At 61.1% G+C, this 12414-nt stretch carries 12 protein-coding genes; 4 read left to right on the top strand and 8 right to left on the bottom strand.

From position 1 onward, the window contains the following. Positions 1 to 2: 2 nt before the first annotated feature. From ACE3UG_RS10465 to ACE3UG_RS10450, 4 genes are all read right to left on the bottom strand, one after another. Positions 3 to 953 carry a branched-chain amino acid ABC transporter permease gene (locus tag ACE3UG_RS10465; RefSeq protein WP_374623233.1) on the bottom strand — a complete coding sequence of 317 codons (951 nt, stop codon included), beginning with the start codon at positions 951 to 953 and terminating at the stop codon, positions 3 to 5. 213 nt (positions 954 to 1166) lie between these two features. Beyond that, positions 1167 to 2375 (bottom strand): branched-chain amino acid ABC transporter substrate-binding protein, encoded by a 1209-nt coding sequence (locus ACE3UG_RS10460; RefSeq protein WP_374623231.1) that lies wholly within the window; start codon positions 2373 to 2375, stop codon positions 1167 to 1169. 734 nt (positions 2376 to 3109) lie between these two features. Further along, a complete protein-coding gene (gene ispH, locus ACE3UG_RS10455; RefSeq protein WP_374623229.1) occupies positions 3110 to 4084 on the bottom strand; it encodes a 4-hydroxy-3-methylbut-2-enyl diphosphate reductase in 975 nt (324 codons plus the stop codon). Between the two features lie 8 nt (positions 4085 to 4092). Next, positions 4093 to 4548, bottom strand: a complete 456-nt coding sequence (locus tag ACE3UG_RS10450) for a peptidylprolyl isomerase (protein ID WP_374623227.1) — start codon at positions 4546 to 4548, stop codon at positions 4093 to 4095. 159 nt (positions 4549 to 4707) lie between these two features. Here ACE3UG_RS10450 and radC point away from each other — a divergent pair, with 159 nt between their 5' ends. From radC to nadB, 4 genes are all read left to right on the top strand, one after another. Continuing rightward, positions 4708 to 5382, top strand: coding sequence for a DNA repair protein RadC (gene radC / locus ACE3UG_RS10445; RefSeq protein ID WP_374623290.1), 675 nt, complete (start codon positions 4708 to 4710; stop codon positions 5380 to 5382). A 223-nt stretch (positions 5383 to 5605) separates the two neighbouring features. Continuing rightward, entirely contained in the window at positions 5606 to 5839 is a 234-nt protein-coding gene (gene rpmB / locus ACE3UG_RS10440; RefSeq protein ID WP_374623225.1) for a 50S ribosomal protein L28, read from the top strand. Between the two features lie 15 nt (positions 5840 to 5854). After that, positions 5855 to 6022: a 50S ribosomal protein L33 gene (gene rpmG, locus ACE3UG_RS10435; protein ID WP_017232785.1), complete on the top strand. Its 168-nt coding sequence runs from the start codon at positions 5855 to 5857 to the stop codon at positions 6020 to 6022. 242 nt (positions 6023 to 6264) lie between these two features. Then, positions 6265 to 7869: an L-aspartate oxidase gene (gene nadB, locus ACE3UG_RS10430; RefSeq protein ID WP_374623222.1), complete on the top strand. Its 1605-nt coding sequence runs from the start codon at positions 6265 to 6267 to the stop codon at positions 7867 to 7869. Positions 7870 to 7947: 78 nt separating this feature from the next. Here nadB and nadC read toward each other — a convergent pair whose 3' ends face one another. The 4 genes from nadC to ACE3UG_RS10410 form a co-directional block, all read right to left on the bottom strand. Beyond that, complete coding sequence (nadC, locus tag ACE3UG_RS10425; RefSeq protein WP_374623220.1) at positions 7948 to 8850, bottom strand: carboxylating nicotinate-nucleotide diphosphorylase; 903 nt, start codon at positions 8848 to 8850, stop codon at positions 7948 to 7950. 2 nt (positions 8851 to 8852) lie between these two features. Next, positions 8853 to 9986 carry a quinolinate synthase NadA gene (gene nadA / locus ACE3UG_RS10420; RefSeq protein WP_374623217.1) on the bottom strand — a complete coding sequence of 378 codons (1134 nt, stop codon included), beginning with the start codon at positions 9984 to 9986 and terminating at the stop codon, positions 8853 to 8855. Between the two features lie 94 nt (positions 9987 to 10080). Continuing rightward, positions 10081 to 11277, bottom strand: a complete 1197-nt coding sequence (locus tag ACE3UG_RS10415) for a fatty acid desaturase (protein WP_374623215.1) — start codon at positions 11275 to 11277, stop codon at positions 10081 to 10083. A 303-nt stretch (positions 11278 to 11580) separates the two neighbouring features. Further along, the coding region (locus ACE3UG_RS10410) for a mechanosensitive ion channel family protein (RefSeq protein ID WP_374623213.1) at positions 11581 to 12414 on the bottom strand (834 nt) is incomplete at its 5' end.

The following is a 12414-nucleotide window of genomic DNA, read 5'->3' as shown; positions in this document are numbered from 1 at the left end:
GCTTATGCACGATCTGCCACGCGCTCGCCGAGCAAACCACTCGGTCGGAACACGAGCACCGCAATCAGAACGATGAAAGCGAACACGTCCTGATAGTTACTGCCGAACACACCGCCGGTCAGATCGCCAACGTACCCGGCGCCCAGCGCTTCGATAAGGCCGAGCAGCACGCCGCCCACCATCGCGCCTTGCAGGTTGCCGATACCGCCCAGCACCGCCGCCGTGAACGCTTTCATACCGGGAATGAAGCCCATGTAGAAGTGCACGTTGCCGTAGTTCGACGCCATCATCACGCCCGCGAGCGCGGCAAGTGCGCCGCCCAGGGCGAACGTGGCCGAGATCACGAAGTTGGGATTCACGCCCATGAGACCGGCGACGTTGCGGTTCTCCGCCGTCGCCCGCATGGCGCGGCCCAGCCGCGTGCGGTTCACAAGCTGCGTGAGCCCGAACATCACAAGGAAGGCAACGACCACGATCACAACACCGGTGCCGTTGGTCACCGCGCCGATTTGGTCGCCGTGTTGCGGAATCACGGTCATGGCGTCGGTCGGCAGCAGTTGCGGGAACGAGAGCGGGTTACGCGACCAGATCAGCATCGCAATGGTCTGCAACAGCAGCGACACGCCGATGGCCGTGATCAGCGGCGCCAGACGCGGCGCGTTGCGCAACGGCCGGTAGGCCACACGCTCGATCACGAAGTTGGTCAGGGCGCACACGGGCATACACACGAGCGTGGCAATGGCCAACATGAGCGCCGGGTTCATGTTCGGCGCGATCTTCAACAGCAGGTTGATGGTGGACAGCGCGACCATCGCGCCGATCATCATCACATCGGCGTGGGCAAAGTTGATGATGCCCAGAATGCCGTAAACCATCGTATAGCCCAGTGCAATGATCGCGTAGACGCAGCCAAGCACGAGGCCGTTCAAGATTTGTTGGATAAAGATATCCATGAAACTAACTCCTTGTCCCGAAAACGGGGGCTCTCGACACGCTTACCCGATAGGGCGCGCGAGGGGGTCGAGAGAACTGCGGGTAGTGAGGCGTAATCCTGTGTCAGGAGAGACGCCGTGCCCGTCATGCAGGCACGGCGTCGTTCCGCAGATGTAGGAACGGCACCGAGTGGGTAGGCAACGGTGCCGTTTCATGGCGCGAGCGCCTGGGTGTTACATCTTCACCACGTCAAGCACGCTCTTCTTCTTATCCTTGTAGTCGTAGAGCGTGATCACCGGTTCCTTCATGTCGCCCTTGCTGTCGAAAGCAATGTGACCGATGACGCCGTTGTAGTCGGTCGCCGGCATGGCTGCCAGGATCTTTGCCGGATCGGTCGAGTTGGCACGCTTCATCGCATCGATGATCACGTTGACGGCGTCATACGTGAACGGGGCGTAGATCTGGATCGGTTGATTGAAACGGGCTTCGTAACGCTTCGAGAAGTCCGCACCGCCGGCCATCTTCGACAGCGCCATGCCCGCTTCCGAGCAAACGATGTTGTCGATCGCGTCGCCAGCCAGTTCGGCCACCTTGTCGGTACACACGCCGTCGCCGGCCAGCACCTTCGCACCGATGCCCAGTTCCTTCGACTGCTTGGCGAACGGGCCGCCGGTGGCATCCATACCGCCGTACATGATGATGTCCGGACGCTCACCCTTGATCTTGGTCAGAATCGCGCGGAAGTCCGTGGCCTTGTCGTTGGTCGCGTCGTGCGAGAGCACCTTCAGGCCGTTGGCCTTGGCGGTCTTCTCGAACTCGTCGGCCAAGCCCTTGCCGTAGGCCGTCGCGTCGTCGACGATGGCCACCGACTTGGCACCCAACGCCTTGGTCGCGTAGTTGGCCAGCGCCGGACCCTGCTGGGCGTCGGTTGCAACCACGCGATAGGCCGTCTTGAAGCCCTGCTGGGTGTAGGCCGGGTTGGTTGCCGACGGGGAGATCTGCACAATGCCGGCATCGCTATAGATCTTCGACGCCGGAATCGTCGTGCCCGAATTCAAGTGACCCACCACGGCGACGACCTTCTCGTCGACGAGCTTCTGGGCAACCTGCGTTGCGGTCTTCGGATCGGCTGCGTCATCTTCAGCCATCAGTTCGAGCTTGATCGGCTTGCCATCGATCGTCAGGCCCGCCTTGTTGGCTTCTTCGATAGCGAGGCGTGCACCATTCTCGTTATCTTTGCCCAAGTGAGCAATTTGGCCCGTCAGCGGCGCAACGTGACCAATTTTGACTACAACCGCATCGCCGCCCCCGTTGGCGGCAGTCGTCGCGGCGGGTGCAGAAGCGGCACCCGAATCGGCCTGCTTTTCTTCCTTCTGACCGCATGCCGCCAACAGCGTCACTGCGGCGACGACGGGCAGTACCTTCGCGAACTTGAGTTGCATGTGATTTTCTCCAGATTGTCGGCGAATGAATAACGCCAATAACGCCAATTCGACGTTTCGTATGCGAAACGCGCGCATTGTAACTCCATTCTTTGCGGCTGCGATGCTCGCCGCCACAGGGTTTTCCATAATGGAGGCCTAAGGTTTTATACCGACTTGTGCAACCCTATTTTTTCAAAAGCGCAACCCCGGATTGATAAAGGTTTCACACACGCGTGCTTTCCGGCCCGGGCGACTTCATGGTGCATCGAGTGCACCATTCATGGGCTCGGCCACTACAGCAGTTAGATAAGCAATTTATGTGCCCATTAAGTTTTGAACATTTCGTCTAATTAAGGAAACGTATAAATCGCTTATTTCCGGAAAACCGAACGTCATTCACCCCATCAATTCTTTATTTGCTGAATTACAAACCGGAATTTGTTTTATCTGATGAGACATCAAAACCCGTGAAATTTGTGATGCGGTTTTTTTGCAAAAGAAGGCGCAAAAACGCGAAAACACCGCACAGCAAATCGCTGGCGTAACGGTTGTTCGATCAGCGGTGGGGCGCTTGCCTCAGAAGGGCTGGCGAGCACCGTCGCGAAGCGCCGGTGCGAGGAGAGGAGACGGGGGAAGAAAAAAACCGGGCCCACGCGATGTGGCACCCGGTTTGCCGGCCCTGCGACGTGGTTGCCGCTGGCCGGTCAGTCTGATCGTAGGGTCGAGCGGGTCGAGCTAGTCGATGATTGCGCTCAGTCGCGCGTCACCTGCGCCAGGCCCTTGGGCAGCGGAAATGCGATGTTCTCTTCCACGCCGTCGAGCACCTTCACCTGGTTGACGCCCAGTTCGCGCAGGCGCGAGACGATCGACTGCGCCAGCACTTCCGGTGCCGACGCGCCTGCCGTCACCCCGATCCGACGCTTGCCGTCGAACCACTCCGGCTTGAGCTGATCCGGCGAATCGATCATGTAGGCAGGTACGCCCATTTTCTCGGCGACTTCGCGCAGGCGATTCGAATTGGAACTGTTCGGGCTGCCGACGACGACCACGACATCGCACTGCGGCGCCATGAACTTCACGGCATCCTGACGATTCTGCGTGGCGTAACAGATATCCTGCTTCTTCGGCTCCGTAATCGATGGAAACCGTTTCTTGAGCGCATTGATCACCTCGGCGGCGTCGTCGACGGACAGCGTCGTCTGCGTCACATAGGCAAGCTTGCTCTCGTCCGCGACCTGCAACGCCAATACGTCTTCGATCGTCTCGACGAGGAACATGCCCTCGCCAGACTGCCCCATCGTGCCCTCCACTTCGGGGTGGCCCTTGTGACCGATCATGATGATCTCGAGACCTTGGCCGCGCATCTTCGCGACTTCGACGTGAACCTTCGTGACGAGCGGACAAGTCGCATCGAAAACGCTCAGGCCGCGCGCTTCCGCCTCGGCCCGCACGGCCTGCGACACGCCATGGGCGCTAAAGATCAGCGTGTTGCCCGGCGGCACGTCCGTCAGCGCCTCGACGAAAATCGCGCCCTTCTTGCGCAGGTTCTCGACAACATACGCGTTGTGCACGATCTCATGACGCACATAAATCGGCGCGCCGTACATCGTGAGCGCACGCTCGACAATTTCAATGGCACGGTCAACGCCTGCGCAAAAGCCGCGCGGCTGAGCCAGCAGGATTTCCGCATCCGACAGCGTCGGAGCTACGACTTGGGTAGCGCTCATTTCAGTTCCTACAGAATGCCGATAATCTGAACTTCGAACACAATCGGCTGGCCGGCCAGTGGGTGGTTGAAGTCGAACAATGCCCAGCCGTCGCCCAATTCACGCAGGATGCCCGCGTAACGGCCGCCGCTCGGCGCGTTGAACTCGACCAGATCGCCAACGCTATAGGCTTCGCCAAAATTACTGTTTTCCTGCAACGTCTTCATCGAAACGCGTTGCAGCAGCTCCGGATTGCGCGGGCCGAACGCCTGCTCAGGCGCCAGTTCGATCCGGCGCCGCTCCCCCACCGTCATGCCACGCAGCGCCTGCTCCAGCGTCGGCGCCAACTGGCCGCCGCCGAGCTGCAGCGTCGCCGGCGTGCCTTCGAACGTGTTGACAATGTCCGCACCGTCGGGCGCGGCAATCCGGTAGTGGAGCGTCAGATAGGAATCGTCTTGAACCACGGGGGTTGCGACAGAACTCATGGGGGTCTCACAGCAAGGTCAAGCTATTATTGTAAATGACGACGCGCTGCGCGTCCGGCTCCCCACCCATGCCGCCCCGATTTTTCCCCTGGGCGGCCGAGTTTCCTCGTCGTGACATCCGCGATCATGCGCGCGAGCGTGTCCGCTTCTGGAGTCGTCATGTCCATCGCCCAATGGCCGCTGGCCGAACGCCCGCGTGAAAAAATGCTGGCCCGCGGCGCCAACGCGCTGTCCGACGCCGAATTGCTCGCGATCCTGCTACGTACGGGCTCGCACGGGCGCAACGCCGTGGATCTCGGCCGCGACTTGCTGGCGCGAAGCGGATCGCTCACGCGGCTGCTCGCCACACCCTTCGAGACGTTGCGGCAAATCCCCGGGCTGGGTCAGGCCAAATTCATCCAGTTTCAGGCCGCCCTCGAGGTGGCGCGCCGCATGCTGGGAGAAGACATGCAGTCCGGCAATCTGCTCGACGCCCCCGCCCGCGTGCACGACTATTTGCGCCTCACGTTGCAGGATCGGTCGCGCGAGCGCTTCGCCTGCCTCTTCCTCGACGCCGCGCACCGGCTCATCAGCACCCGGGTAATGTTCGAGGGAACGCTCACCCAGACGTGCGCCTATCCGCGCGAGATTGCGCGCGCCGCGCTGGAGGTTCACGCGGCGGCCGTCATCGTCGCGCACAATCATCCGTCAGGCGTTCCCACCCCGAGCCCCGCCGACCTGGCGCTGACCCGCCAATTGGGAGATGCGCTGGCACTGCTCGAGATCCGTCTTCTCGACCACTTCATCGTGGCCGGCGAGCGTGTCTACTCGCTCGCCGAGAACGGCGGGCTGTGACACCGTACAACATTTGCACAGAATTTCGGCACTCGGGTCGCGTTCGCGCGATGCTTGCGCTATAATCCGTCCCTTCCCCGAATCTCCGACAGACGTTTCCCGCCAGGGACTCGCATCCTACATCGCGAAAGCGATTGATTTGTCTGGGATTTTTGTGGTATCATCGCGGTCTGTCTTTTCGACTCACCTTTTTTTACACAGAATTCTGGGTTAGGAGTGCTTCATGGCACGCGTATGTCAAGTGACCGGGAAAGCGCCGATGGTCGGCAACAACGTTTCCCACGCCAACAACAAAACCAAGCGTCGTTTTCTCCCGAACTTGCAAAATCGCCGGTTCTGGGTTGAGAGCGAGAACCGCTTTGTGCGCCTGCGCATTTCGAAGGCCGGCCTGCGCCTGATCGATAAGAACGGTATCGACTCCGTTCTGGCAGACCTGCGTTCGCGCAACGCCGTCTAAGTTTAGGAGATCATCATGGCAAAAGGCGCCCGCGATAAGATCAAGCTGGAATCGACCGCTGGCACGGGTCATTTCTACACGACCACCAAGAACAAGCGTACCCATCCGGAAAAGATGGAAATCAGCAAGTTCGATCCGGTGGCTCGTAAGCATGTGGCCTACAAGGAAACCAAGATCAAATAAGATCAACAGGTTTTCTCGCAGCAGTTCACTGCCGCGTTCGATACCCCGCCTCTGGCGGGGTTTTTCGTTTGGGCGTCCCGAAATTCGCAAGACTACGCGATGCGTAGTCACGCGAGGAACAATTTCTCCGATTTGCGCATAGGGTCATATGTCACGCGCGTATTGACTCGTTATACTGGCTCATTTCCCATAACGAGAATCGGACCATCGTCGTGGTGCCGACTCCAGAGACCGCGCGTATCATGAATTTCGATGTCGTCATCGTGGGCAGTGGGCTCGCCGGCCAGTCCGTCGCCCTGCACCTGGCCAAGACCTGCCGTGTGGCGATGGTCGCCAAACGCCCAATGCCCGAAGGCGCGAGCGACTGGGCGCAAGGCGGCATCGCCGCCGTACTCGACTCGACCGACAGCGTCGACGAGCATGTCGCGGACACCCTCATTGCTGGCGCCGACCTGTGCGACGAGGCCGCCACCCGGTTCATCGTCGAACACAGCCGCGAAGCCATCGAGTGGCTCATCGCGCAGGGCGTGCCCTTCACCCGCGACGAAGCCGCCGAACTAGGCTTCCATCTGACGCGCGAAGGTGGCCATAGCCATCGCCGCATCATTCATGCGGCCGACGCCACCGGACATGCGGTGATCGCCACGCTGAGCGAACGTGTCCGCCAGCACCCGAACATCACCGTATTCGAGCATCATTTCGCGGTCGATCTGATCACATCCGATCGTGTCGAGGCAGCGCCAACCGCGGGACGCCATTGCCAAGGCCTGTATGTTCAAGACCTCCACACCGGCGAGGTTCATGCCATGACGGCACGCCACACGGTGCTGGCCACCGGCGGCGCGGGCAAGGTCTATCTCTACACGACGAATCCCGACACCGCGACCGGGGACGGCATCGCGATGGCCTGGCGCGCCGGTTGCCGCATCGCGAACATGGAGTTCATCCAGTTTCACCCGACGTGTCTTTATCACCCGTACGCCAAGTCGTTCCTGATCACGGAAGCCGTGCGTGGAGAAGGCGGGCGTCTGGTCTTGCCCGACGGCACCCGCTTCATGCCGCAACATGACCCGCGCGCCGAATTGGCGCCGCGCGACATCGTCGCCCGCGCCATCGACTTCGAGATGAAGAAGCACGGCCTGGACTGCGTGTATCTCGACATCAGCCATCAAAGCCCCGAATTCCTGAGCGAGCACTTCCCTACCATTCTTGCGCGCTGCGCCGAACTCGGCATCGACATCACGAAGCAACCGATTCCGGTCGTGCCGGCCGCACACTATACGTGCGGCGGCATCGTCACCGACATGCGCGGGCGCACCGATCTGCCCGGACTTCATGCCGTCGGCGAAGCGACTTACACCGGCCTGCACGGCGCCAACCGTCTCGCCAGCAACTCATTGCTGGAGTGCCTGGTGCTCGGTAAGGCCACCGCAGAAGACATTCAACGCGGTGACGCCACGCACCCTGCGGCAGCCAACGTGCCGGCATGGGATGAAAGCCGCGTCTCGGATGCGGACGAGGAAGTCGTCGTAGCGCACAACTGGGACGAACTGCGTCGCATGATGTGGAACTACGTCGGCATTGTCCGCACGACCAAGCGGCTCGAGCGGGCGCAGCACCGCATCGCGCTGCTGCGCGAGGAAATAGCTGAGTACTATGCGAATTTCCGTGTGAGCCGCGATCTGCTCGAGTTACGGAATCTGGTCGATGTCGCGTCGCTGATCGTCGATAGTGCGCTTTCGCGCCACGAGAGTCGCGGCCTGCATTTCTCACGAGACTTCCCGGACACGCTGCCGAAGGCTCTGCCGACGGTACTGTCGCCCGTGTTACCGCGTCGCGCTCGCTGATCCGGACCAAGGACGTAAAAAGGGCCGCAGGTGATTACCGTGCGGCCCTGGAAAGTCTGCGCCAGGAATCAACGACGATTACCCGACCGTCTCGATAATACGCATCGAGAAATCAGCGGCGCGAACGTCCTTGGTGAGCCCACCGACGGAAATCCGATCGACGCCCGTTTCCGCGATGGCACGCAGCGTCTCGAGATTGATCCCGCCCGAGGCCTCCAGCACGGCGCGGCCGTCGGTCACTCGCGAAGCTTCGCGCATCATTTCCAACGTGAAGTTATCGAGCAGGATCGACGTTGCGCCACATTCCAGCGCCGTTTCGAGCTCCTCGAGCGACTCCACCTCGATCTGCACGGGCGCGCCGTCGGCCAGTCGGTCGGCGTTCGCCAACACCTGACGAATGCCGCCCGCCGCTGCGATGTGATTTTCCTTGATGAGGATGCCATCGTAGAGCGCGAGGCGTTGATTCGCGCCGCCGCCCACGCGCACGGCAAACTTCTGCGCGAGCCGCAGGCCCGGCAACGTCTTGCGCGTATCGAGCACGCGCGCCTTCGTGCCCTCGACGATATCGGCATACCGACGTACGGCCGTAGCCACGCCGGAAAGCAATTGGAGGAAGTTCATCGATGTGCGCTCCCCCGTGAGCAGCGCACGCGCCGGCCCGTGGATCTCGCACACCGGCGAGTCGGGCGTCATGCGCTCGCCTTCACGGTAGTGCCACTGAACACGCACCGAGGCGTCTACGCCCTGCATGCAACGCTCGAACCAGCGCACACCACACAGCACCGCCGACTCACGCACGATGATGCGCGCGTGCGCCATTTCCTCGGACGGCACGAGCAGGCCGGTCAGATCGCCGGCACCAATGTCTTCCGCGAGCGCGTCGCGCACATTGCGCGCGAGGGCCGCGTCGAGCGCCTCGCCGAAAGCAGCGAAGTCGGGAGAGAGTGCCTCATCGGTACTCAACATTTTCGATTGCGTCATTTTCATGCGGGGCCGACACCGGCAAAGAGTGCGCCATCGCGCGCGAGATCGCCACTGGGGCGCACGTTCTGCTTGCGCGCCTCGGCAAACTTCAACATACGGTCGATACAGGTATGGGCGCGACGGCCAATCTCCGGATCGACGTGGATTTCATTGCTTCCCGACGCGAGCACGTCGGCCAGATTCTGAAGACTGTTCATGGCCATCCACGGGCAGTGCGCGCAGCTCTTGCAGGTGGCGCTGTTACCGGCCGTCGGCGCTTCGATGAAGCGCTTGCCCGGCGCCGCCGCGCGCATCTTGTGCAGAATGCCGTTGTCGGTCGCCACGATGAATTCGGTGGCGTCCATCGTCTGCGCGGCCGTGATCATTTGCGATGTCGAACCGACGACATCGGCCTGCTCGACCACGGAGGCGGGTGACTCCGGATGCACCAGCACCTTGGCGTTCGGGAACTCGCGACGCAGCAATTCGAGTTCGGTGCCCTTGAACTCGTCGTGCACAAGGCAAGCCCCCTGCCACAGCAACATGTCAGCGCCGGTCTGCTTCTGAACGTAGCTGCCCAGATGACGATCCGGCGCCCAGAGAATCTTTTTCCCCTGCGCGTGCAGATGCGCCACGATCTCCAGCCCTATGGAGGACGTCACCATCCAATCGGCCCGCGCCTTCACAGCCGCGCTCGTATTCGCATAGACGACGACCGTGCGGTCGGGGTGCGCATCGCAGAACGCGGCGAACTCGTCGGCCGGGCAGCCCAGGTCGAGTGAGCAGGTCGCGTCGAGGTCTGGCATCAAAATGCGCTTTTCGGGACTGAGAATCTTCGACGTCTCGCCCATGAAACGCACACCGGCCACCACCAACGTCTTGGCCGAATGGTCGCGGCCGAAGCGCGCCATTTCGAGCGAATCGGCCACACAGCCGCCGGTCTCCTCGGCGAGATCCTGCAAGTCGGCATCGACGTAGTAATGGGCCACCAGCACAGCGTCCTGCTCCACGAGCAGGCGCTTGATTCGGGCCTTGAGCGCTGCGCGCACCTCCTGCGACGGCGCATCCGGGACACGCGCCCAGGCATGGGCGACGCACGTGGCGCCGCTCGGTGCGGGGCGCTCGAATTCTACGGATTTGATTGAGGCGTTCATTTTCACGTGGCCCGTGGGGGGACCGGGAATGACAAAACCCCGCCTTGGCGGGGTTTTGATTATGCGTCAAAAACGGATTTCTGGCTCAGCCCGTTCACGCGTAGCGACGAAGACGCGTGGCGAATTCCTGCAGCGCGTGAATGCCGCTCTGCTCCGCGCGATGACACCAGTTTTGCAACTGGCTCAGAAGCTGTTCACGCGACGCGTTAGAACGCTCCCAGATACCGGCCAGCTCACTGCGCAATTCGTAGAACGTCTTCACGGCATTGCTATGCGCGAAGATCTCGCCCAATTGCTGCTTTTGCGGCTCTTGCAGCGAGGCCTCGTCGTGGTGCAGCCATTTGCCTGCGCCGCGCAACAACTGATACTCGCCATGCTGACGCTTTTCCTTGAAGCGCGCCAGTTCTTCGCCGTAGGCGCGCTTGAACGTCTTGGCGTAACGCGCCATCACTTCGTAGCGGTTCGAGAGTACGGCCTGCAGCGTGTCGTCGTCGCACGCGGCCTTGTTCTTCGCGAGCTTCGGCGTCGGCGCAATCTTCTTCACCTTGGCCAGCCCGACAGCCGACAGCAGACGGATATACAACCAGCCAATGTCGAACTCGTACCACTTGTTCGAGAGCTTGGCCGACGTCGCGTACGTGTGGTGATTGTTGTGCAACTCCTCACCGCCGATGATGATGCCCCACGGCAACAGGTTCGTGGACGCGTCCGCGCAGTTGAAGTTGCGATAACCCCAATAATGGCCCAGACCGTTGACCACACCCGCGGCCCAGAACGGAATCCACACCATCTGCACGGCCCACACGGTCAGACCGATCGCGCCGAACAGCGCGATATCGATGATCATCATGAAGCTCACGCCCAGAATCGGATAACGCTTGTAGACGTGGTTCTCGATCCAGTCATTCGGCGTGCCATGGCTGAACTTGCGCATCGTTTCTTCGTTCTTCGCTTCGGCGCGATAGAGTTCGGCACCTTCGGCCAGCACTTTCCACAGACCGCGCGTTTGCGGGCTGTGCGGGTCTTCCGGCGTCTCGCACTTGGCGTGGTGCTTGCGGTGAATGGCAGCCCACTCGCTGGTGACCATCCCGGTGGTCATCCACAGCCAGAAACGGAAGAAATGGGCGACGATCGGATGCACGTCGAGGGCGCGGTGCGCCTGGCAACGGTGCAAATAGATGGTCACGCCAGCGATCGTCACATGCGTGACGATCAGCGCAAACAATGTGATCTCCCAGCCGCTCCAGTCGAGCAGGCCGGTCGAGATAAATCCAAGGAGACTGTCCAGCAAAATATCACTCCAAACTAATCAATACGGTAGCAATCACGGCAACGCTGCCGTGTCTTGTCCTGTCGGGCCAATGCGGCATCGATGGCCGCCGCGTCACGTCTCGTTCTTGCGCCCGCTTGACGCTTGGATTCGCTGGAGTCCGGCAAGTTGCTCAGTGCCAGGGCGAGATGGGCGGTAAACGTGCCTGTGAACGTCTTGTTGTTATGGTTTGCGGGACATTTTACCTGACGGACCGTTGCCCGTGTGTAACCGCCCCGCCACGCTTTTTGTCGCAGGTCAACCCGCTACCCTGAGCAAAACCGTCTATGCGCCCTTCTTCGTGCTGTCATCGGCCTGTGCTGACGCCCGTTGGAGCGACGCAGCCGTCGAATCCGGACGATGCACATCGCCAGCGGCAAAACCGTCAGCCCAATCATTAAGAATGCGTATTTCGCGCTGCGCATACGGAATTTCAATACCATGCTCGCGAAAAGTGCGCCAAATTCGCAAATTTATCTCGGACCTGATCGCGCCGCTGCCTTGGGCAGGATCCTGCACCCAGAAGCCCATTTCGAGATCCATCCCATCGGCACCGAAGTTCAGCAAGAGCGCCGTGGGCGCCGGATCGGTGAGCACCCGTGGAATATCCTCTGCCGCTTTGAGCATCAACGACATCGCCAGCTCCACGTCGGCGCTATAGGCCACTTGCACACTCACCTTGACGCGTCCGCGGGTCTCGGTGAACGAATGGTTCTGCACAACATTGGTGACCAGTTGTTCGTTCGGCACCAATGCTTCGACGCCGTCCAGCCCGCGTACGACCGTATAGCGCGTATTAATTTGCGATACGGTACCGTGATACGGACTGACCGTGATCAGGTCGCCGATGCGCACCGATCGGTCGAGCAAAATGATGAAGCCCGACACGAGGTTCGACGCGATCTTCTGCAAACCGAAGCCCAGTCCCACGCCAAGCGCGCCGCCGAACACGCCAAGCACCGTGATGTCGATGCCCACGAACGACAGCGTCGCGAGCACGGCGATCAGCGTCAACACGCCCTTGACCACCCGCGAGAGCACGACTTTCAAGTTGCCGTCGAGCGTGGTTGTGCGCATGATCCGGTCTTCGATCAGCGACCCCACCCACATCGCCAGCAC

The organism is Pandoraea sp. (assembly GCF_041919235.1).
Classification (GTDB): Bacteria; Pseudomonadota; Gammaproteobacteria; order Burkholderiales; family Burkholderiaceae; genus Pandoraea.
The sequence above is the reverse complement of the archived record's forward strand: the minus strand, read 5'-3'. Positions and strand labels throughout refer to the sequence as shown.

Coding starts and splice junctions, on each gene's coding strand:
- ACE3UG_RS10465 (WP_374623233.1), bottom strand. CDS start 953: ATGGATATCTTTATCCAACAAATCTTGAACGGCCTCGTGCTTGGCTGC.
- ACE3UG_RS10460 (WP_374623231.1), bottom strand. CDS start 2,375: ATGCAACTCAAGTTCGCGAAGGTACTGCCCGTCGTCGCCGCAGTGACG.
- ispH (WP_374623229.1), bottom strand. CDS start 4,084: ATGAGCGCTACCCAAGTCGTAGCTCCGACGCTGTCGGATGCGGAAATC.
- ACE3UG_RS10450 (WP_374623227.1), bottom strand. CDS start 4,548: ATGAGTTCTGTCGCAACCCCCGTGGTTCAAGACGATTCCTATCTGACG.
- radC (WP_374623290.1), top strand. CDS start 4,708: ATGTCCATCGCCCAATGGCCGCTGGCCGAACGCCCGCGTGAAAAAATG.
- rpmB (WP_374623225.1), top strand. CDS start 5,606: ATGGCACGCGTATGTCAAGTGACCGGGAAAGCGCCGATGGTCGGCAAC.
- rpmG (WP_017232785.1), top strand. CDS start 5,855: ATGGCAAAAGGCGCCCGCGATAAGATCAAGCTGGAATCGACCGCTGGC.
- nadB (WP_374623222.1), top strand. CDS start 6,265: ATGAATTTCGATGTCGTCATCGTGGGCAGTGGGCTCGCCGGCCAGTCC.
- nadC (WP_374623220.1), bottom strand. CDS start 8,850: ATGACGCAATCGAAAATGTTGAGTACCGATGAGGCACTCTCTCCCGAC.
- nadA (WP_374623217.1), bottom strand. CDS start 9,986: ATGAACGCCTCAATCAAATCCGTAGAATTCGAGCGCCCCGCACCGAGC.